Genomic DNA, 20,379 nt, shown 5'->3' with positions numbered 1-20,379 from the left:
CGTCTCCCGTCCCCCGTGGGGCCGCGGCCTCAGCCGTCTTCCTGGTACAGAAGCGTGAGCGTACCGAGAAGACTCCCTACCACGGCCGGGAACCACGCCGCCACCGGCGCGGCCACGAGCCCGGAGGCGCCGAGGCCCTCCATGACCTGACGGACGACGTAGAGGGCGAAGCCCGCCGCGACGCCGCCGAGGACGAGTTTACCGACGCCACCAAAGCGGAAGAACCGTAAGGAAACGGTTGCCGCCACGATAACCATAGCCACGAACAGAATCGGCCTCGCCCACAGGACATCGTACTGGAGGCGGTAGCGGGTGGCATCCAGCCCGGCCCGCTCCGTCCGCGCGATGGTCGCCGGGAGTTGCCAGAAGGGCACAGATTCCGGCGGGGTGAAGCGCTGGCGCACCTGCCCCGGGTCGAGATTCGAGGCGATCAGGTAGGTGTCGTAGGCCTCCGGCGGCTCGTCCGGGCGCAGCAGCCGCGCGTCGGCGAGTTCCCAGTAGCCGTCGTGCAGGGTGGCGGTGGCGGCCACGATCTGCGCGGCGAACCGGCCCGCCTCGTCGAAGGTGAACACCGAGACCCCCGCGAGCTGGGTCGTGCCCTCGACCGCGGTCTCGGCGCGGATGATCGCCTCGCCGTCGAGCCCCCTCTGGCGGATCCACAGGTCCTTGCCGGACGCGGCTTTCGTCGCGCGCGCGAAGATCCTGGCCTCGATCTCGGTGGAGCGCTGCTTCAGGAGCGCCGAGACCGGGTTGTAGATCCCGACCGTCACCGCCCCCAGCGCCAGCGCCACGAAGATCCCGGGCTGGAGGAATTGCCACGCCGAGATGCCGGCCGCCCGCGCCACCACCAGTTCGAGCTTGCGCGAGAGCTGGAGCAGCGCCGCCATCGAGCCGAACAGCACCGCGAACGGCAGCACCCCCTCCGCCACCGCCGGGGTGCGGTAGAGGGAGAGCTGCGCCATCAGGCCCGGGGAGGCGCCCTCGGCCTCGCCCGCCCGCCGCAGCAGCTCGACGAAGTCGAGGGTGTAGACGAGGGCGAACACGGTGATGAACACGCCGAGCACGGTCCGGACGAACCGGGCCGCGAAGTACCGTCCGAGGGTCGGTCCGATCAGCATCCGACGGGTTACCGGGCCGGCGCGAGGTTGGGGCCGCCCGGCGGGCGCCGCAGGGCGCGAGCGACCCGCGCGTTGAACGCCCGCACCCGCGCGCCCTGGAAGATCAGCAGGCTCGACAGGCCGATGGCGGCGAGCGGCACGGCGTAGACCGCGGCCACGGCGCCGGGGCTGCGCGCGGCCGCGCTCACCGCGGCGAAGCCGGCGATGCGCAGGGCGACCACCGCGAGGATCGCGGCCCCGATCGCCACGCCGCGGCCCTGCCGGGTGGTGCGCGGGTCGCCGAGCGCGGCGAAGGCGATGAACACCAGGGCGATGGGATAGAGCCACGCCGACAGCCGGTCGTGCAGCTCGGCCCGGAAGCGGCCCTTCTGGATCTGGTAGTAGCCCTCGCTCCGGTCCGGGAACAGGAGCTGCGCCGTCGAGCGCTCGCGCGGCTTGTAGATCGTGTCGGAATCCGGCGGCGCGAAGGCGGCCAGATCGATCGTGTAGCGCTCGAAGGTCAGGATCGAGGAATCGCGCGAGTCCTTCTGCTGCTGGAGCACGCTGCCGCGCTCAAGGATCAGGTAGCTCTGGCCGTCGACGTCCACCGCGTTGCCGCGCTCGGCGAGGTAGACCTTGGTCTTGCCGGCCTCGCGCCGGTCCTGGATGAACAGCCCGTCGAGGGTGCCGCCGGCCCCGCGCTCGCGGAAGTGGAAGGTGATGCCGTTGTCGAGCTGGGTGAACTGCCCCTCCTTGACGACGTTCGCGATGAAGTCGCCGCGCACCCGGGTGATCACGTCGCGCAGCTCCTGGAAGCTCGCGGGCATCACCGCGACGACGAGGAAGCCGACGAGGACGCTCACCATCAGGGCGAGCGTCAGGAACGGGCGCAGCAGGGCGCGCGGCGGCATGCCGGCGGCCGCCATGACGATCAGCTCGGAATCGCCGTTGAGCTTGTTCAGCGCGTAGATCGTGCCGATGAACAGCGCCACCGGGGCGATCACCACCACCAGCGTCGGCAGCGACAGGGCGGTGACGAACAGGAAGACGACGAGCGTCTGCCCCTTGGCGGTGACGAGGTCGAGCTCGCGCAGGGCCTGCGTCACCCAGATCGTGCCGGTGAGGCCGACGAGGCAGGCGAGGCTCGCGCCCAGCGCGATGCGGAAGATGTAGCGCTCGATCTGCCTCATCGGCCCGCCGGCCCGTCACCGCGCTCGATCCGTGGAGGCGGCGAGGAAGGGGACAAGTGGGGCGATTCGAGGGCTGCCGCGTCGCGTTGCGTTCTCCGGCTCAGCGGCTACACAGGGCGGATTGCGCATCGCGGCAGCGCGCGGGCTCGAAGACGGCGGTCAGGACGGCGGGAATGGCGGACGGTATCGACATCGGTTTCGGGCCCCTGGGGCAGGCGGGAACCGGCGACCTCGTGGTGTTCGTCGGCGACGACCTCGCCCTGGGCGGCGCCGCCCGCGACGCGCTCGGCGGGGCGGGTGCCGATCTCGTGGCCCGGGCCGCCGCCTCGGAGAAGTTCAAGGGCCGCTCGCTGAGCGCGCTCAGCCTGCCCGCGCCCGCGGGCGTCTCCGCCGACCGTCTCGTGGTGATCGGGCTCGGCAGCGAGAAGGACCGCTCCACCCTCGACTGGACGGTGCTCGGCGGCTTCACCGCCGGCAAGCTCTCCGGGCGCAGCGCCCGCGTCGTGCTGGACTGGCCGGGCACCGCCGCGACGGCCGCGCAGGCCGGCGCCTTCGCGCTGGGCGCGCGGCTGCGGGCCTACGCCTTCGAGCGCTACAAGACCAAGAAGAAGCCCGACGCCGAGGACAAGGCCGGCACCGCCCTGACCCTGCTGCTCGCCGACGCCGCGGGCGGCGGGCGCGAGGGCGAGGGCGCCCGGACGCTCGCCGAGGGCGTGATCCTCGCCCGCGACCTCGTCAACGAGCCGCCGAACGTGCTCTTCCCGGAGGAGTTCGCCCGGCGCGCCTCCGAGCTGACGCGGCTCGGCGTCGAGGTCGAGGTGCTGGAGCCCGGCCGGATGCGCGCACTCGGCATGGGCGCGCTGCTCGCCGTCGCCCAGGGCTCGGTCCGCGAGCCGCGGATCGTGCTGATGCGCTGGAACGGCGGCCCCGCCGGCGAGGCGCCGCTCGCCTTCGTCGGCAAGGGCGTGGTGTTCGATTCCGGCGGCGTGTCGATCAAGCCCGGCGGCGGCATGGAGGACATGAAGGGCGACATGGGCGGCGCCGCGGCCGTGGTCGGCGCGCTCCACGCGCTGGCCTCGCGCAAGGCCCGGTGCAACGTCGTCGGCGCCATCGGCATCGTCGAGAACATGCCGGACGGCGGCGCCTACCGCCCCTCCGACATCCTCACCTCCCTGTCCGGCCAGACGATCGAGGTGATCAACACCGACGCGGAAGGCCGCCTCGTGCTCGCCGACGTGATCACCCACGTGGTCCGCAGCGCCAAGCCGAAGCTGATCGTCGACCTCGCGACGCTGACCGGCGCGATCATCGTCGCGCTCGGCCAGGACATCGCCGGGATGTTCTCGAACGACGACGCCCTGGCGGGCAACCTCGCGGCGGCCGGCGAGGCCACCGGCGAGAAGGTCTGGCGGATGCCGCTGATCCCCGCCTACGACAAGGCGATCGACTCGAAGTTCGCCGACATGAAGAACACCGGCGGCCGCCACGGCGGCGCCGCCACCGCGGCCTCGTTCATCAAGCGCTTCGTCGAGGAGGTGCCGTGGGCCCATCTCGACATCGCGGGCGTGGCGATGTCGTCGAACGCCAGCGAGATCAACCGCTCCTGGGGGGCGGGCTGGGGCGTGCGGCTCCTCGACCGGCTGGTGCGGGACCACTACGAGGCGCGGTCGGCGGGCCGATAGGGTACGGGCAATATCCCTCTCCCCTCTGCGGGGGAGGGATGACGTGTACGGGTGGCACGGGCAATCCCGACCGCCTTCGCGAGCCGCTCGACCGCCCAGGGCTTAGAGAATGCGCGCCGCTCGTCCCGACACGTTCCTCGACACCACCGGCGCGGGCACCCTCGCGGTCCCGCCGGCCCGGTCCGCGACGCGACCCTCGACCTCGCTGGCGGCGGTCACGCCCGTCCTCGCGACGCTGGCGGCGCTCGCCGTCGTCGCGGCGACCGGCCTCAGCCGGCGGTCCGGCCTGCCCGAGGCCGTCGAGCCCCTGGCCTACGGCTTCTTCCTCGATCGCTACCCGCTCTTCGCCTTCGCCCTGGTCTACGGGATCGCCCGGCTGGTGGCCGTCGCCGCGGGGCCCGGCCCGGCCTCGATCCCGCGCCGGGCGGCGTTCTGCGCCCTCGGGATCGTCGTGCTCGGCCTCGCCGGCCTGTACCCGACCTTCGGCGGCGCGGTGCTGCGCGGCGGCTTCGCCACCGGCAGCATGGCCTTCCTCAACGGCACGCCGCTGTGGCTCGCCTACGGCATGGGGGCCGGGGTTGCGGCGGCCCTGTTCGGCGGCACGGTCGGCGTGTTCGCGGTCGCCGCCAACCGCGGCCTGCGTCCGCGCCTCGCGCGCCTGTGGCCGGCGGCCCTGGCCTTCCTCGCCCTGTGGTTCGGCGCCGCGGTCCTCGGCCTCGCCCGCGGCCTCGGCTTTGGGCCCTGGCCGGCCCGGGCGATGACGCCGGCGGAGGCCGGGCTCGCCGCCGGCCTGCTCGTCCTCGCCGCCCTGCCGCACGCGGCCCTGCGCGGCCGGCGCGATCCCCGCTGAGGCGCGTCTCGCCGCAGGTCGCCTGACCGAGACAGCCTTGCCGAAGGTCGCCTTGCCGAAGGCCGCCCGTTCCCGCACACTCGGGACCGGTCGCGTAAGGGGACGGGACGCGGCGGCACAGTCCGCGCCCGCGGGAGGAACGGTATGGAGTCGCGCGTGATCGAGCCCGGTCCGGCCGCGCGCCTGTCCGGCGACGGCCCGCCGGAGCGCCCCTGGCTCGCGTCCTACCCACCCGGCACGCCGGCGGAGATCGACGTGGCCGGCCTCGGCACGCTGGTCGACCTGTTCGAGGCCAGCATCCGGGACTTCGCCGACCGGCCGGCGGTGACCTGCTTCGGCTCCGACATCACCTACGCCGCGATGGGCCGGTCGGCCCTGGCGCTGGCGGGGTGGCTTCAGGCGAACGGGGTCGCCAAGGGCGACCGGGTGGCGATCATGCTGCCGAACGTTCCGGCCTACGCGGCGGCGATCTTCGGAATCCTCCGGGCCGGCGCCACGGTGGTGAACGTCAACCCGCTCTACACGCCGCGCGAGCTCGCCGCCCAGATCCAGGATTCCGGCGCGCAGGTGCTGATCGTCCTGGAGAACTTCGCGCACACCGTTGCCAAGGCGCTGCCCGAGATCGCGCTGCGGCGCGTGGTCCTCGTCGGGCCCGGCGACGGGCTCGGCCTCAAGGGCCGGATCGTCAACCTCGTCAGCCGCCGCGTCCGCAAGGCGGTCCCGCCCTACAGCCTGCCCGCCGGCCTCGCGATCCGGCTCGACGACGCGCTGCGGGCGGGATCGCGCGGCGCGCCGCGGCCCGTGGCGGTGGAGCCGGAGGATCTGGCGTTCCTGCAATATACCGGGGGTACGACGGGCATCGCCAAGGCGGCGATGCTGAGCCACCGCAACATCATGGCCAACGTCGAGCAGGCCCAGGTCTGGTTCGGGTCGAAGGACCCGAGCGTGCGGCGCTGCGTGGTCACGGCCCTGCCGCTCTACCACATCTTCGCGCTCACCGCCTGCTTCTTCCAGTTCATGCGCAGCGGCGGCTGCTGCCTGCTGATCCCGAACCCGCGCGACTGCGACGGCTTCGTGAAGACGCTGAGCCAGCACCGCTTCACCCACCTGATGGGCGTCAACACCCTGTTCAACGTGCTGATCAACCACCCGAAGATCGGGAGCGTGGACTTCTCCGCCCTCGACTTCGTGGTCGGCGGCGGCACGGCAGTGCAGCGGGCGGTGGCCGAGCGCTGGAAGGCGCTGACCGGCAACACCATCATCGAGGGCTACGGCCTCTCGGAGACGTCGCCGGTGGTCTGCGCCAACCCGCGCGGCCTCACGGCGTTCTCGGGCACGATCGGCTTCCCGCTGCCCTCGACGGTCGTGTCGATCCGCGGCGCGGACGGACAGCCCGTGCCGCGGGGCGAGCCCGGCGAGTTGTGCGTCGTCGGACCGCAGGTGATGCGCGGCTACTGGAACCGGCCCGACGAGACGGCCCGGGCCACCACCGCCGACGGCTACTTCCGCACCGGCGACGTCGCGGTGATGGAGGCGGACGGGCAGGTCCGGATCGTCGACCGGATGAAGGACATGATCCTCGTCTCCGGCTTCAACGTCTACCCGAACGAGGTCGAGGACGTGCTGGCCGGCCATCCCGGCGTGCTCGAATGCGCGGTGGTGGGGGCGCCGAGCGACGAGACCGGCGAGATGGTGGTCGCCCACGTCGTGCTGAAGGACCCCGAGGTGTCGACCGACGTGCTGCGCGCCCACGCCCGCACCCAGCTCACCGGCTACAAGGTGCCGCGGGCGGTGATGCTGCACGAGGCGCTGCCGAAGACCAACGTCGGCAAGGTGCTGCGCCGCGTCCTGCGCGACGATTTCCCGCCGCCCGCTCCGCCGCAATAGGGCGTAACCCGGGCGCCGGTCCCGCCGAATGGTGAGGCGGTCGCGGTTGCGCGCGGCCGGGCCATCGCCGATCTCTCGGCGGCAGGGGCGACGGAGGAGGCGGCCATGTTGATCAGGCGCAGGCGCGGCTGGGAGATCCCCGAGCATCTGGCGACGCCGGAATCGGTGTTCCTCGACCGGCGGGCGCTGCTCGGCGGCGCGGCCGGGCTCGCCGCCGGATCCCTGCTCGGCGGCCGCGCGGCGCTCGCCGCGACCGAGGAGGCCGCGCTCTACCCGGCCGCCCGCAACCCGGCCTACACGCTCGACCGGGCGGTGACGCCGGAGCGGTTCAGCGGCGACTACAACAACTTCTACGAATTCGGCATGTCGAAGACCGTGCTGCCGGCCGCCAACGCGCTGAAGACCCGGCCCTGGACGCTCAGGATCGACGGCCTCGTGGAGAAGCCGTTCGAGATCGGCGTCGACGACCTGGTCCGCAAGGTCGGGTTGGAGGAGCGGCTGTACCGGCACCGCTGCGTCGAGGCGTGGTCGATGGCGGTGCCGTGGACCGGCTTCCCGCTGTCGAAGCTGGTGGCGCTCGCCAAGCCCGCTTCGGGGGCGAAGTACGTGCGCTTCGAGACTTTCATGGACAAGGCGACCGCCCCGGGCCAGCGGGTGTTCTACTACCCCTGGCCCTACGTGGAGGGGCTGACGCTGGCGGAGGCCGGCAACGACCTCGCCTTCCTCGTCACCGGGGTCTACGGCAAGCCGCTGCCGAACCAGTTCGGCGCGCCGATCCGCCTCGCGGTGCCGTGGAAGTACGGCTTCAAGTCGGTCAAGTCGATCGTGAAGGTCTCCTTCACCGCGGACCGCCCGAAGACCTTCTGGGAGGGGTTGCAGGCCTCCGAGTACGGCTTCTGGGCGAACGTCAACCCGGCGGTGCCGCACCCGCGCTGGAGCCAGGCGAGCGAGCGGGTGCTCGGCACCGACGCGCGCGTGCCGACGCTGATCTACAACGGCTACGGCGAGCAGGTGGCGGGGCTCTACAAGGGCCTCGAAGGCGAGCGGCTGTTCGTGTGAGGCCGTTTCCGGGTGAACCGTTCGGTGATCCGGGCCCGCGCCGTCATCGCGAGCCGTAGGCGAAGCGACCCAGGGCAGCGCGCGGTTTGAGACGGTGGCGCCCCTGGATTGCTTCGCTCCGCTCGCAAAGACGGAGAGCGTCGATCCCGAACCCTTCGGCCGGAAGCCGTATCAGCCCTTCAACCGTGCCCGGATCCGCCGGGTCAGGCCGTCGCGCACGTCGCGGTAGCCGTCGAGGCGCGCCTCGCGGGAGCCGTCCTGCACGAGCGTCGGGTCGGGGGTCGGCCAGTACTCGACCTCGGCGGCGATCATGTCGGTCGCCGCCAGCGCCCGGTGGTGGGCTTCCGGCGACAGGGTGACGATCAGGTCGAAGTTCAGCCCCTCCCAGTCCTCCAGCTCCTCGATCGTGCGCGGCCGGTGCCGGGTCGCGTCGATGCCGATCTCGTCGAGCGCGGCGACCATGAACGGATCGACCGGCTCCCCGGAGCGCACGCCGGCCGACTGCACGTAGACCGACTTGCCGAAATAGTGCCGGGCGATCGCCTCGGCCGCGGGCGAGCGCACGGCGTTGAAGTTGCACATGAACAGCACGGACTGCACCCGCCGCTTCTTCGGCGCGGCGTCGGGGAGCGGCTCGGCCATCGCGCGTCAGGCCCGGTGCGGCACCGCCACCGCTCAGCCCTTCCAGTGCAGGGCGAAGATCAGGGTGAACAGGCGCCGCGCGGTGTCATGGTCGAGGTCGACCTTGCCGTCGAGGCGCTGCTTGAGGGTGTCGGAGGCCTCGTTGTGCAGTCCGCGCCGGCCCATGTCGATCGCCTCGATCTGGCTCGGCGAGGCGGTGCGGATCGCCGCGAAGTAGCTCTCGCAGATCATCTCGTAGTCGCGGATCACCCGGCGGAACGGGGTGAGCGACAGGAGATGGGTCATCACCGGCTCGCCCTCGGCGGTGGTGATGGCGAACGACAGCTTGTTCTCGACGAGGCCCAGCGTCAGGGCGTAGGGGCCCTCGCGGCCGGGGATGGCGAAGCTGTTGTCCTCCAGGATGTCGTAGAGCGCGATGGCGCGCTCGTGCTCCTGGTCCGGGCTGCCGCGGGCGATGGACGCCTCGTCCAGGCTCACCGCCACGAGGCGGTTCGGCCCGCGCTCCTTCTCCGCCATTCCGACCGTCCCACCCTCAAGCATCACGCGCCGATGCGGTCACCGGTTCGGCGGCGAGAATGATGCACCATCAAGACCCTGACCGGAACGGCGCCGCCCGGCGTCTCACAGGTTCAGCCGGATCGCGACCGAGCGGGCGTGGCCCTCCAGGCCCTCGGACCGGCCGAGCGTTATCGCCGCCGGGCCGAGCGCCCGCAAGCTCTCCGGCGTGCAGGCCAGGACCGTGGTGCGCTTCATGAAATCGAGCACCCCGAGCCCGGAGGAGAAGCGGGCCGAGCGTGCGGTCGGCAGGACGTGGTTCGGGCCGCCGACGTAGTCGCCGATCGCCTCCGGCGTGTGCGAGCCGAGAAAGATCGCCCCCGCGTTCCGGATCCGTTTCGAGAGGGCGTCCGCGTCGGCGGTCTCGATCTCCAGGTGCTCCGGGGCGATCCGGTCGACCAGCGGCACCGCCTCGTCGAAGGTCCGCACGCGGAGGATCGCGCCGAAGTCGCGCCAGCTCGCCCGGGCGATCTCGGCCCGGGGCAGGGTGGCGAGCGCCCGCTCCACCGCCGCCTCGACGGCCTCGGCGAGGTCGGCGCTGTCGGTGATCAGCACCGCCTGCGCGGCGGTGTCGTGCTCGGCCTGGGCCAGGAGGTCGGCGGCGATCCAGTCCGGGTTGGCGTCGCCGTCGGCGAGGATCAGCACCTCGGACGGGCCGGCGATCATGTCGATGCCGACCTGCCCGAACACCCGGCGCTTGGCCGCCGCCACCCAGGCGTTGCCGGGTCCGACGATCTTGGCCACCGGGGCGACCGTCTCGGTGCCGTAGGCCAGGGCCGCCACCGCCTGCGCCCCGCCGACGCGGTAGACCTCGTGCACGCCCGACAATCGCGCCGCGGCGAGCACCAGCGGGTTGAGCACCCCGTCGGGGGTCGGGACCACCATCACCACCCGCGGCACCCCGGCCACCCGCGCGGGAATCGCGTTCATCAGCACCGAGGACGGGTAGCTCGCCGTGCCGCCGGGGACGTAGAGCCCGACCGATTCGAGCGCCGTCCAGCGCCAGCCCGCGGTGACGCCGAGCGCGTCGGTGGCGCTGTGGTCGCTCGGGCGCTGCGCCGCGTGGAACGCCTCGATCCGCCCGGCGGCGAGCCGCAGTGCCTCCAGCGCCTCGGCCGGGCAGGCGGCCAACGCCGCCTCGATCTCGGCCTCGCTCACCCGGAGCGCGGCGGCGGTGAAGTCGGCGCCGAGCCGGTCGAAGCGGCGGGTGTACTCCACCAGGGCCGCGTCGCCGCGCGCCACCACCTCCGCGATGATGGCGCGCACGGCCTCGTCCACGTCCTCGGCGATCTCCCGCTTGACGGTGAGCAGGCGCGCGAAGTCGGCGGCGAAGGCGGGATCTCGGCTGTCCAGGCGGACCATCGTGGCGCTTTCCGTGTTCAGGCGGCGGGGCCGGCGGCCGCGTCGTCGTGGCCGGGACGGCCGGAGGCCTCCCAGACCGGTCCGAGATCCTTCATCCGCACCTCGACGCACTCCACGTCGAGCCGGATCGCGGCGCCGCCGGAGAAGACGAGATCGATCCGCCCGGACGGCGCGTCCGTCGGCTCGAAGGTCAGGGCGAGCAGGCTGAGCGGCGTGTCGTCCCCGGGCTTCAGCCCCTTGGTGCGCACGCTCAGCACCCGCTCGACGTGCAGCCCCGCGAGGCGGCGGCGCGGCGCGCCGTCCGCGTCCGACCAGTCGAACCGGCGCAGCGCCATCAGGAAGCGGTGCTCCCCGGCGAGGTAGGTCAGGTCTCCGGGCCGCAGGATCGCGTCCTGAAGGTGGGCCGAGAGGACGGTCAGGTCCTCGCCGTCGAGGGCGGCGAGCCGCAGAAGCTCCATGATGGGTCCCGGTGGATCTTCGGATGGGTGTGGCGCCGCGCGGCCGGCGGCCCGGCGTAGGTAGCGACGCGGCCCCGTCCGGGCAACGGCATCCCCCGCGGCCGGGATCCGGCGGGGCTGGCGCGGGGGGTGGGGGCCGTCCATGATCCATCCCGGTCGGGCCGCCTCGGCGGGGGGAGGGCGCATGACGGTGAGGCGGATCACGCTGGCGGGCCTGGCGATCCTGGCGCTGGCCGGGGCTCCGGCGAGCGCGCAGTTCGAGAGCGACGACGACGACGACGACCCGCCCCACCGGCCGTTGCCGCCACCGGACTACTACGACGAGAGTCCCCGCTACCGCGGCGGGTACGATTACGGCGGCCCGCGCCGGGGCTTCGGCCGCGTCTGCATCACCGCCCGCGGCAATTGCCCGACCCGGCCGGGGCCGCTGAACGCCCCCTGCGCCTGTGAGATCCCCGGCTTCGGCCTCAAGCGCGGCGCCATCGGCGGCTGATTTTTTTGGACCCGACAGCGCGCCGGCGGGAAGGGATGAGGGCGGGCCTTCGGGGCGTCAGGCCGCGTCGCGGTCCAGGCGGTAGGGCGCTGCGAGCACCGCGATCGGCAGGCGCCACGCCGCGCTGATCGTCCGGATCTGCGCGAGGGTCAGGTGTCGCTTGCGGTTCAGGATCTCCGAGGCGCGGGCCCGCGAGCCGAGGAGTTCCGCCAGTTCCGCCTGCGAGCGGCCCATGTCGTCGATGGCGTAGTGCAGCATCTCGACAGGGTCGGCGGGCGCGATCGGGTGGTGCTCGTTCTCGTAGGCTTCGACAAGCGTCGCCAGCACGTCGAGCCTGTCGCCCTCAGGACTGCCGGGCGGGGCGCCCCAGAGGCGGTCGATCTCCCGCAGGGCTTCGGCGTGGTCCGCTTCCGACCGGATCGGCCTAATCTCCACGGACAGCCTCCTAGAACAGAGAGACGGTGAGCGCATCGACCGCGTCGTACTGACGATGCGTCCCGATGAACTTCACGAAGACGATCTGCCGCTCGAAATCGAAGGCCGCGATCAGGCGATACTGCCCGCCCGCGACCTCGAACCGGACCCGGTCACCGTTCAGCACCTTCGCCTTCGGAAAGACGGATTGCACGTCCGACATGCTGCCGGGCGCGATCTGCTTCATGAGCCGGTGCCAGCGAACCAGCGCAGGCTCGGCGCCCGGATGTGTCCGGGCGAACGTGCGCAACGTGCTGAATGCGATGACCCGCATGGATCAGCGTAGGGTGTTCCCCGATTGGAAACAAGGTCCGTCGGTCGCTACGCCCGAACCCGCTCGATCCGCGCCCCGCAGCGGCCGAGCTTGGCTTCCAGGGCCTCGAAGCCGCGGTCAAGGTGGTAGACCCGGTTGATCTGGGTCTCGCCCTCGGCGGCGAGCCCCGCGATCACCAGGGAGACCGAGGCGCGCAGGTCGGTGGCCATCACCGGCGCGCCCTTCAGGCGCTCCACCCCCTCGACGATGGCGACGTCGCCGTCGAGGCGGATCCTGGCGCCGAGCCGCGCCAGCTCCTGCACGTGCATGAACCGGTTCTCGAAGATCGTCTCGCGGATGTGCGAGCTGCCCTTGGCCAGGGTCATCAGCGCCATGAACTGCGCCTGGAGGTCGGTGGGGAAGCCCGGGAACGGGTCGGTGGTGATGTCGACCGCGGCGATGCCGGCACCGTTGCGGCGGACCCGGATGCCGCCCTCGACCTGGCTGATCTCGGCGCCGGTGGTGGCTAGCACGTCGAGGGCCGAGTGCAGCAGGTCGGCGCGGGTGTCCTGGAGGACCACGTCGCCGCCGGCCATCGCCACCGCCATCGCGTAGGTGCCGGTCTCGATCCGGTCGGGCAGCACGGCGTGGCGGGCGCCCGACAAGCGGGCGACGCCCTCGACCTCGATGCGCGGCGTGCCGGCGCCGCGGATGCGCGCGCCCATCTTGTTCAGGCACTCGGCGAGGTCGACCACCTCCGGCTCGCGGGCGGCGTTCTCGATCACGGTGGTGCCGTAGGCGAGCGCGGCGGCCATCAGCGCCACGTGGGTGCCGCCGACCGTGACCTTGGGGAAGGCGATCTCGGCGCCGCGCAGGCCGTTCTTCGTCCTGGCGACCACGTAGCCGCCGTCGATCTCGATCTGGGCGCCGAGCCGCTCCAGCGCCATGATCAGCAGGTCCACCGGGCGCGTGCCGATCGCGCAGCCGCCGGGCAGGGACACCTTGGCCTCGCCGAACCGGGCGAGCAGCGGCGCCACCACCCAGAAGCTCGCGCGCATGGTCGAGACCAGCTCATAGGGCGCGGTGGTGTCGATGACGTTGGAGGCGGTGAGCCGGATCGTCTGGCCGGTCTCGGCGGTCTGCCCCGGGCGCTTGCCGACCACCATGTGATCGACGCCGTGGTTGCCGAGGATGCGCAGCAGCGCCGTGATGTCGGCGAGCCGCGGCACGTTGATGAGTTCCAGCGTCTCGCCGGTCATCAGGCTGGCGATCATCAGCGGCAGCGCCGCGTTCTTGGCGCCCGAGATCGGGATCACGCCGTTGAGCGGCGTGCCGCCGGTGATGTGGATGCGGTCCATCGTGCTCGTCCGTGGGGCCGGATCCCCGTGGGCGCCGGCCGTATCCCTCGACGGGCGCGCGGGCGCCCAGGCTTGGCCTTAGCCTAGAGCCCGGTTTTGTCCGAATCGGGACCGCGCCGGTCCGGAGCGTCGGGGCGCTCCGCGTCCGGCGGCCGGACGGCCTCCGCCCGGCCGCGCCCCTGCGCCTTGCGCCGCCGCAGGTTCTCGCGCAGCGCCGCCTTCAGGCGCTCGGCGCGGGTGTCGGTCGTCTCGCCGGCCATGTCGTCGATCCTGCCTGCCGCTCACGCTTCGCGACCCTTCGTCGCCGCCCGGGCCCATGACGGGCCCGCGCCGCCCGCCCGCGCAACCCAGGGGTCGTGCGCCCACGCCCCGGCGGCGCCGATCCCGCCCGCATCGCGAAGACCGCCCCGATGCCGCGCCGTCCGGCCCCGTCCCAGGGTTGCAGTGCGGGTCTGGCGGAGTTTCACCTTGAACCAGTTCCAGATCCGCCGCGATCCTGTATACCCCGCGGGCGACGAGACGCAGCCCCGCCAGGGGTTTACGGCCCGTTTCCCGAGCGGGCGCCGGACAACGTCAAGGATTCTCGATGGCCGTCACGCGGATGCCCAGCACGACGCTCACCCCGGTGGGCGAGACGCGCGTCGGGCCCGGGCCGGCCGAGTACGAGCGCCATTTCCGCGGCGCCCTGGAGCGGCTGCACGGCGAGCGGCGCTACCGCGTGTTCGCCGACATCGAGCGCATCTCCGGCCGCTTCCCCACCGCCAAGTGGCGCCGCCCGGACGGCACGGTCACCGAGATCACCGTGTGGTGCTCCAACGACTACCTCGGCATGGGCCAGCACCCGGAGGTGGTCGGCGCGATGACCGAGACGGCGACCCGCTGCGGCGTCGGCGCGGGCGGGACCCGCAACATCGCCGGCAACACCTCGCCGCTGGTCGACCTGGAGCGCGAACTCGCCGACCTGCACGGCAAGGAGGCGGGCCTCGTCTTCACCTCCGGCTACGTCTCGAACCAGGCCGGCATCTCGACGATCGCCAAGCTGATCCCGGACTGCCTGATCCTGTCGGACGCCTTCAACCACAACTCGATGATCGAGGGGGTGCGCCACTCCGGGTGCGACAAGATCATCTTCCGCCACAACGACCTCGGGCATCTCGAGGAGCTGCTGCGCGCGGCCGGCGACCGGCCGAAGCTGATCGTGTTCGAGTCGGTCTACTCCATGGACGGCGACGTGGCGCCGATCGGCGCGATCTGCGACCTCGCCGCGCGCTACGGCGCCATGACCTACCTCGACGAGGTCCACGCGGTCGGCCTCTACGGCGAGCGCGGGGCCGGCATCGCCGAGCGCGACGGGGTGATGCACCGGGTCGACGTGATCGAGGGCACGCTCGCGAAGGGCTTCGGCTGCGTCGGCGGCTACATCACCGCCTCCGCCGCGATCTGCGACGCGGTGCGCAGCTTCGCGCCCGGCTTCATCTTCACCACGGCGCTGCCCCCGGCGGTGGCGGCCGCCGCCCGGGCCTCGGTGCGCTACCTCAAGCGCTCGGGCGCCGAGCGCGCCGCGCACCAGCGGCAGGCGGCCGCGACCAAGGCGGCGCTCACCGCGGCCGGCCTGCCGGTGCTCGCCACCGAGACCCACATCGTGCCGGTGATGGTCGGCGATGCCGAGCTGTGCAAGGCGGCGGCCGACCACCTGCTGGAGTGCCACGGCATCTACATCCAGCCGATCAACTACCCGACCGTGCCCCGCGGCACCGAGCGCCTGCGCATCACGCCCTCGCCGTTCCACGGGGTGGCGCATATCGAGACGCTGACCGCGGCCCTGGTCGAGACCTGGGAGACGCTCGACCTGCCGCGTGCCGGCACGGTGTTCGTCGAGGCGGCGGAGTAGCCGCCGGCTCCAGCGCGTGCGCTCCCTGTCCCCGTTGCGGGGGAGGGTGGTCCGCGAAGCGGGTCGGGTGAGGGGAGCGCCGTTGCAAGATGGGGCGCCCGGCATCCATGGCCGCGACCGTGCCTGAAGCCGCGCTCCCCTCTCCCGACCCTCGCTCACGCGTGGTCCACCCTCCCCCGCAAAGAGGGGGAGGGAACACCTCCGGCGATGCTGGAGCCCGACCGAAACGATAACCGCGGTCCCCACCGCGGGCTCGTCATTTCCTGTGCGCGCCTGTAACCACCCCCTGCGAATCCGCGGCCGAGAAGTCCGAAACGAAATGATCTCCTCCCCCCTCATGACCGTGATGGTCGACGCGGTGCGCAAGGCCGCCCGCGGCCTGCGGCGCGATTTCGGCGAGGTCGAGAACCTCCAGGTGTCGCGCAAGGGCCCCGGTGACTTCGTCTCGGCCGCCGACCGCAAGGCCGAGGAGGTCTTGCGCGACGCGCTGCTGAAGGCCCGGCCCGGCTACGGCATGGTGCTGGAGGAGAACGGGATCATCGAGGGCACCGACAAGAGCCACACGTGGCACATCGATCCCCTCGACGGCACCGCCAACTTCCTGCACGGGGTGCCGCACTTCGCGGTGTCGGTGGGGCTGGAGCGCGACGGCCAGATCGTGGCCGGCGTCGTGTTCGACCCGATCAAGGACGAGCTGTTCGTCGCCGAGCGCGGCAAGGGCGCCTACCTCAACAACCGCCGCCTGCGGGTCTCCGCCCGGCAGGACATGGCCGACGCGCTGATCGGCTACGGCACGCCCTATCTCGGCCGCGGCAGCCACCCGCGGCTGCTGCGCGAGCTCGGCGCGGTGATGGCGGTCTCCGGGGGCACGCGGCGGATGGGCTCGGCGGCGCTCGACCTCGCCTACGTCGCCTGCGGGCGCCTCGACGCCTACTGGGAACGCGACCTCCAGACCTACGATTTCGCGGCCGGGGTCGCCCTGGTGCGCGAGGCCGGCGGCTTCGTCACCTCCGCCGACGGCGCCGCCGAGCCGCTCGCCGCCCGCTCCGTCGCCTGCGGCAACGAGGGCCTGCACCGCGACCTGCTGGCGATCCTCAAGAAGGCGCAGGGCGCCTGAGCCGGCGACCGCCTGAGCCGGCAACTGGCCTCCCGGGCGGGCTTCTGCTTTAACGCGCCGTCTCGTCAGGGAAGGCCCGCATGCAAGCCCGCCGTCACGTCGCGCTGAAGGACTCGATCCGGTCGATCCCGGATTACCCGAAGCCCGGCATCATCTTCCGCGACATCACCACCCTGCTCAGCGATCCGCGCTCGTTCCGCCGGGCGGTCGACGCGCTGGTGCACCCCTACGCGGGCGGCGGCATCGCGCAGGTGGCCGGCATCGAGGCGCGGGGCTTCATCCTGGGGGGCGCCATCGCCCACCAGCTCTCCTGCGGCTTCGTGCCGATCCGGAAGAAGGGCAAGCTCCCGCACAAGACCGTGAAGATGGCCTACGCGCTGGAATACGGCACCGACGAGATCGAGATCCACGTCGACGCGGTGAAGCCCGGCGACCGGGTGCTCCTGGTCGACGACCTGATCGCCACCGGCGGCACCGCGACCGCCGCCATCAACCTCCTCAAGCAGATCGGGGCCGAGATCGTCGCGGCCTGCTTCGTCATCGACCTGCCGGAGATCGGCGGTGCGCAGCGCCTGCGCGACCTCGGCGTCGAGGTGCGCACGCTGATGGAGTTCGAGGGTCACTGACCCCCTCGAATCGTTGACTTGCGCAGGCCCATCCGCCATAAGCCCGCCACCCGCGACGTGGCGCCTTTCTGGGCGCCCTTCGTGTTTGCGAGACATCCTGGACGCGTGAAGGTCGGGTGCGGCATGCCGCCGTCCGCGAGCGCGCCGACCTTCGAGGCAGAATCATGAAGAGAACCTACCAGCCGAGTAAGCTCGTCCGTAAGCGCCGCCACGGCTTCCGGGCGCGCATGGCCACGGCCGGCGGCCGCAAGGTGCTGGCCCGCCGCCGCGCCCACGGCCGCAAGCGCCTGTCGGCCTGAGACGGGACGGGGCCCGCCGGGCCCCGCATCGGCCCGTCTGACGGGGCTTGGGGCCGGGATCGGACCATCGATGGCTGCGATCGAACGGCTCAAGAAGCGACCGGACTTCCTGGCCGCGGCCGAGGGCCGCCGCTTTCACACCGAGCGGATGACGGCGCAGGGCCGCCCGCGCGGCACGGACGCCGCGGGCGGCCTGCGGCTCGGCTTCACCGTCACCAAGCGCGTCGGCCACGCCACGGAGCGCAACCGCATCAAGCGCCGGCTGCGCGCCGTCGCCGAGCGTGTGGCGGCCGAGTTGCCGCCCGAGATCGCCGCGGCCCCCGCCGACATCGTGCTGATCGCCCGCCGTCCGGCGCTGGACGCCGATTTCTCGGCGCTCGCCGAGGATCTGCGCCGCGCGATCCCCCAGGTGATCCGCCCCGGCAAGCCGCGCGGCGACCGGCCGCCCGGACGCACGAAGAACGCGGGCGGCGCCGGCCGGCCGGAATCCCCATCGTCCCGGCGCGCGGATCCGGATCCCGCGCCGACCCACAGTTCGAACCCGTGCGGCGGTGTCCTCGATGGGCAATGACAAGACGAACATGTTCGTGGCCATCGGCCTGTCGCTGCTGGTCCTGCTGGGCTGGCAGTACTTCGTCGCGGGGCCGCGGGTGGAGCAGCAGCGCCAGATCGAGGCGCAGAACCGGGCCGCGCAGACCCAGCAAGCCCCGGGCGTGACCCCGGACGGCGTGCCCTCGCCGTCGCCGAAGGAGGGCGGCCCGGCCGCGCCCGCGCCCGGCACCGCGCCGACCCCGGCGGGAGGCCCCATTTCCCGCGAGGCCGCGCTCGCCCGCTCGCCGCGGGTGCAGATCGACACCCCCGCGCTCGCGGGCTCGATCGCCCTCAAGGGCGGGCGCATCGACGACGTGAAGCTCAAGAACTACCACGAGACCGTCGACCCGAAGAGCCCGGAGATCGTGCTGTTCTCGCCGGTCGGCACCGAGACGCCGTACTACGCCGAGTTCGGCTGGGTCGGCGCGAATGCCGGCCCGCTCCCGAACGGCGACACGCTCTGGACCGCGAACGGCCAGACCCTCTCGCCCGGCAAGCCGGTGACGCTGACCTGGGACAACGGCGCCGGCCTCGTCTTCAAGCGCATCGTCGCGGTCGACGACAAGTTCATGTTCACGGTGCGCGACTCGGTCGAGAACGCGGGCACCGGGGCGGTCACGCTCTACCCCTACAGCCTCGTCTCGCGCTGGGGGAAGCCGCACACCCAGGGCTACTACGTCCTGCACGAGGGCCTGATCGGCTATCTCGGCAACGACGGCCTGCAGGAGTTCACCTACGACAAGCTCGCCAAGGAGGGCGCCTACGGCGGCGCCAACACCCGCGGCAAGGCGTGGTCCAACGTGACCGGCGGCTTCGTCGGCATCACCGACAAGTATTGGGCGGCGGCCGCCATCCCCGATCAGGCGGTCCCCTACACCGGCGCGTTCACCGACCGGACCGAGGGCGGCACCAACGTCTACCAGGCGAGCGTGCGCGGCGACGCGATCAACCTCGCCGCCGGCGCCTCGGCCTCGGCCACACAGCGCCTGTTCGCCGGCGCCAAGGAGGTCAACCTCATCAACGCCTACGAGAAGGACCTCGGCATCAAGCACTTCGACCTGATGATCGACTGGGGGTGGTTCTTCTTCATCACCAAGCCGATGTTCCGGGCCTTGGACTTCTTCTACCACCTGTTCGGCAACTTCGGCGTGTCGATCCTGGTGGTGACCTTCTGCCTCAAGCTGCTGTTCCTGCCGATCGCCAACCGCTCCTACGTCTCGATGGCCAAGATGAAGGCCGTCCAGCCCGAGATGACCAGCATCCGGGAGCGGTACAAGGACGACAAGATGAAACAGCAACAGGCGATGATGGAGCTGTACAAGAAGGAGAAGATCAACCCCGTCGCCGGCTGCTGGCCGGTGCTGATCCAGATCCCGGTGTTCTTCGCGCTCTACAAGGTGCTGTTCATCACCATCGAGATGCGGCACGCGCCGTTCTTCGGCTGGATCCACGATCTCGCCGCACCGGATCCGACCAGCATCCTCAACCTGTTCGGCCTGCTGCCCTACCCCGCGCCCGACTTCGTCCATCTCGGCGTCTGGCCGCTGATCATGGGCGTGACGATGTTCGTGCAGATGAAGATGAACCCCGCGCCCCCGGACCCGGTCCAGGCGCAGATCTTCACCTTCATGCCGATCATCTTCACCTTCATGCTCGGCTCGTTCCCGGCCGGCCTGGTGATCTACTGGGCGTGGAACAACACCCTGTCGGTGATCCAGCAATACGTCATCATGCGCCGCAACGGCGTGAAGGTGGAATTGTGGGACAACCTCAGGGACACGTTCCGGCGCGCGAAGGGCGGCTCGAAGCCCGCCGCCACCAAGAGCTGACGTGACCGGACCGGACACGGACGACGCGGACGCGGCCGGCCTCGTCGAGGCCGGCCGCGTCCTGTTCGCGGGCAGCGCCGACTTCTACGCGGCGGCCCAGACCCTCGACCGGCTGCCGCCGATGGAGGGCGTCGAGATCGCCTTCGCCGGGCGCTCGAACGTCGGCAAGTCGAGCCTGATCAACGCGCTCACCGGCCGCAACACGCTGGCGCGGGTCTCGCACACGCCGGGGCGCACGCAGCAGCTCAACTTCTTCCGGATCGCCGAGCGCTTCGCCCTCGTGGACATGCCGGGCTACGGCTACGCCGCGGTCGAGAAGGCCAAGGTCGAGGCCTGGACCCGGCTGATCCACGCCTACCTCAAGGGCCGCGCCAACCTCGCCCGCGTGTTCGTGCTGATCGACGGCCGCCACGGCCTGAAGAGCATCGACACCGACGTGCTCGACGGCCTCGACAAGGCGGCCGTGAGCTACCAAGTGGTGCTGACCAAGGGCGACGCCCTGAAGAAGGGCGAGGTCGAAGCCCGCATCCGCGGCGTCGAGGCCGGCCTCGCCAAGCGCCCGGCGGCGTATCCGCAGGTGCTCCTCACGTCGAGCCGGGACGACAGCGGCGTGGCCGACCTGCGCGCGGCGGTGGCGCGTCTGCTGGCGGAGCGCGGCGCGTGATC

At 72.0% G+C, this 20,379-nt stretch carries 22 protein-coding genes; 12 read left to right on the top strand and 10 right to left on the bottom strand.

The genetic code is table 11. From position 1 onward, the window contains the following. Positions 1-29: 29 nt before the first annotated feature. Together lptG and lptF are read right to left on the bottom strand one after the other, a co-directional pair. Positions 30-1,118: an LPS export ABC transporter permease LptG gene (gene lptG / locus Q8W71_RS23920; protein WP_305527919.1), complete on the bottom strand. Its 1,089-nt coding sequence runs from the start codon at positions 1,116-1,118 to the stop codon at positions 30-32. Between the two features lie 8 nt (positions 1,119-1,126). Beyond that, complete coding sequence (gene lptF / locus Q8W71_RS23915; protein ID WP_305527918.1) at positions 1,127-2,287, bottom strand: LPS export ABC transporter permease LptF; 1,161 nt, start codon at positions 2,285-2,287, stop codon at positions 1,127-1,129. Positions 2,288-2,460: 173 nt separating this feature from the next. Between lptF and Q8W71_RS23910 the strand changes: the two genes are divergently transcribed. From Q8W71_RS23910 to msrP, 4 genes are all read left to right on the top strand, one after another. Next, positions 2,461-3,969: a leucyl aminopeptidase gene (locus Q8W71_RS23910; protein WP_305527917.1), complete on the top strand. Its 1,509-nt coding sequence runs from the start codon at positions 2,461-2,463 to the stop codon at positions 3,967-3,969. Between the two features lie 109 nt (positions 3,970-4,078). Beyond that, on the top strand, positions 4,079-4,819 hold the full coding sequence (locus Q8W71_RS23905; RefSeq protein ID WP_305527916.1) for a hypothetical protein: 741 nt from the start codon (positions 4,079-4,081) through the stop codon (positions 4,817-4,819). A gap of 144 nt (positions 4,820-4,963) precedes the next feature. After that, on the top strand, positions 4,964-6,706 hold the full coding sequence (locus Q8W71_RS23900; protein ID WP_305527915.1) for an AMP-binding protein: 1,743 nt from the start codon (positions 4,964-4,966) through the stop codon (positions 6,704-6,706). A 105-nt stretch (positions 6,707-6,811) separates the two neighbouring features. Next, positions 6,812-7,765: a protein-methionine-sulfoxide reductase catalytic subunit MsrP gene (gene msrP / locus Q8W71_RS23895; RefSeq protein ID WP_305527914.1), complete on the top strand. Its 954-nt coding sequence runs from the start codon at positions 6,812-6,814 to the stop codon at positions 7,763-7,765. A 171-nt stretch (positions 7,766-7,936) separates the two neighbouring features. Here msrP and Q8W71_RS23890 read toward each other — a convergent pair whose 3' ends face one another. The 4 genes from Q8W71_RS23890 to Q8W71_RS23875 all read right to left on the bottom strand — a co-directional run bounded on the left by Q8W71_RS23890 (position 7,937) and on the right by Q8W71_RS23875 (position 10,782). Continuing rightward, positions 7,937-8,407: an arsenate-mycothiol transferase ArsC gene (locus Q8W71_RS23890; RefSeq protein ID WP_305527913.1), complete on the bottom strand. Its 471-nt coding sequence runs from the start codon at positions 8,405-8,407 to the stop codon at positions 7,937-7,939. Between the two features lie 33 nt (positions 8,408-8,440). Continuing rightward, on the bottom strand, positions 8,441-8,923 hold the full coding sequence (locus Q8W71_RS23885) for a UPF0262 family protein (RefSeq protein ID WP_305527912.1): 483 nt from the start codon (positions 8,921-8,923) through the stop codon (positions 8,441-8,443). 105 nt (positions 8,924-9,028) lie between these two features. Then, on the bottom strand, positions 9,029-10,324 hold the full coding sequence (gene hisD / locus Q8W71_RS23880; protein WP_305527911.1) for a histidinol dehydrogenase: 1,296 nt from the start codon (positions 10,322-10,324) through the stop codon (positions 9,029-9,031). 17 nt (positions 10,325-10,341) lie between these two features. After that, positions 10,342-10,782 carry a DUF2948 family protein gene (locus Q8W71_RS23875; RefSeq protein WP_305527910.1) on the bottom strand — a complete coding sequence of 147 codons (441 nt, stop codon included), beginning with the start codon at positions 10,780-10,782 and terminating at the stop codon, positions 10,342-10,344. 184 nt (positions 10,783-10,966) lie between these two features. Here Q8W71_RS23875 and Q8W71_RS23870 point away from each other — a divergent pair, with 184 nt between their 5' ends. Further along, positions 10,967-11,275 (top strand): hypothetical protein, encoded by a 309-nt coding sequence (locus tag Q8W71_RS23870; protein WP_305527909.1) that lies wholly within the window; start codon positions 10,967-10,969, stop codon positions 11,273-11,275. Between the two features lie 57 nt (positions 11,276-11,332). Here Q8W71_RS23870 and Q8W71_RS23865 read toward each other — a convergent pair whose 3' ends face one another. From Q8W71_RS23865 to Q8W71_RS23850, 4 genes are all read right to left on the bottom strand, one after another. Continuing rightward, a complete protein-coding gene (locus tag Q8W71_RS23865) occupies positions 11,333-11,710 on the bottom strand; it encodes a helix-turn-helix domain-containing protein (RefSeq protein ID WP_305527908.1) in 378 nt (125 codons plus the stop codon). 10 nt (positions 11,711-11,720) lie between these two features. Further along, positions 11,721-12,023: a type II toxin-antitoxin system HigB family toxin gene (locus tag Q8W71_RS23860; RefSeq protein WP_305527907.1), complete on the bottom strand. Its 303-nt coding sequence runs from the start codon at positions 12,021-12,023 to the stop codon at positions 11,721-11,723. Positions 12,024-12,070: 47 nt separating this feature from the next. Continuing rightward, positions 12,071-13,360, bottom strand: coding sequence for a UDP-N-acetylglucosamine 1-carboxyvinyltransferase (murA, locus tag Q8W71_RS23855; RefSeq protein ID WP_305527906.1), 1,290 nt, complete (start codon positions 13,358-13,360; stop codon positions 12,071-12,073). A gap of 83 nt (positions 13,361-13,443) precedes the next feature. Beyond that, on the bottom strand, positions 13,444-13,620 hold the full coding sequence (locus Q8W71_RS23850) for a hypothetical protein (RefSeq protein ID WP_305527905.1): 177 nt from the start codon (positions 13,618-13,620) through the stop codon (positions 13,444-13,446). A gap of 341 nt (positions 13,621-13,961) precedes the next feature. Here Q8W71_RS23850 and hemA point away from each other — a divergent pair, with 341 nt between their 5' ends. From hemA to yihA, 7 genes are all read left to right on the top strand, one after another. Next, the gene (gene hemA, locus Q8W71_RS23845) at positions 13,962-15,251 is read left to right on the top strand and encodes a 5-aminolevulinate synthase (protein ID WP_305527927.1); all 1,290 of its coding nucleotides are present in this window, start codon (positions 13,962-13,964) and stop codon (positions 15,249-15,251) included. 319 nt (positions 15,252-15,570) lie between these two features. Further along, positions 15,571-16,368: an inositol monophosphatase family protein gene (locus Q8W71_RS23840; RefSeq protein ID WP_305527904.1), complete on the top strand. Its 798-nt coding sequence runs from the start codon at positions 15,571-15,573 to the stop codon at positions 16,366-16,368. Between the two features lie 80 nt (positions 16,369-16,448). Next, entirely contained in the window at positions 16,449-16,994 is a 546-nt protein-coding gene (locus Q8W71_RS23835) for an adenine phosphoribosyltransferase (RefSeq protein ID WP_305527903.1), read from the top strand. A gap of 164 nt (positions 16,995-17,158) precedes the next feature. After that, entirely contained in the window at positions 17,159-17,293 is a 135-nt protein-coding gene (gene rpmH, locus Q8W71_RS23830; RefSeq protein ID WP_238205808.1) for a 50S ribosomal protein L34, read from the top strand. 70 nt (positions 17,294-17,363) lie between these two features. Continuing rightward, complete coding sequence (gene rnpA, locus Q8W71_RS23825; protein ID WP_305527902.1) at positions 17,364-17,864, top strand: ribonuclease P protein component; 501 nt, start codon at positions 17,364-17,366, stop codon at positions 17,862-17,864. Then, positions 17,854-19,713, top strand: coding sequence for a membrane protein insertase YidC (gene yidC, locus Q8W71_RS23820; RefSeq protein WP_305527901.1), 1,860 nt, complete (start codon positions 17,854-17,856; stop codon positions 19,711-19,713). Before rnpA ends, yidC begins: the two co-directional genes overlap by 11 nt. Position 19,714: 1 nt before the next feature. Next, the gene (gene yihA, locus Q8W71_RS23815) at positions 19,715-20,377 is read left to right on the top strand and encodes a ribosome biogenesis GTP-binding protein YihA/YsxC (RefSeq protein ID WP_305527900.1); all 663 of its coding nucleotides are present in this window, start codon (positions 19,715-19,717) and stop codon (positions 20,375-20,377) included. Positions 20,378-20,379: the final 2 nt, after the last annotated feature.

This window comes from Methylobacterium amylolyticum (assembly GCF_030700245.1).
In the GTDB taxonomy this organism is placed as follows: Bacteria; Pseudomonadota; Alphaproteobacteria; order Rhizobiales; family Beijerinckiaceae; genus Methylobacterium.
The sequence above is the reverse complement of the archived record's forward strand: the minus strand, read 5'-3'. Positions and strand labels throughout refer to the sequence as shown.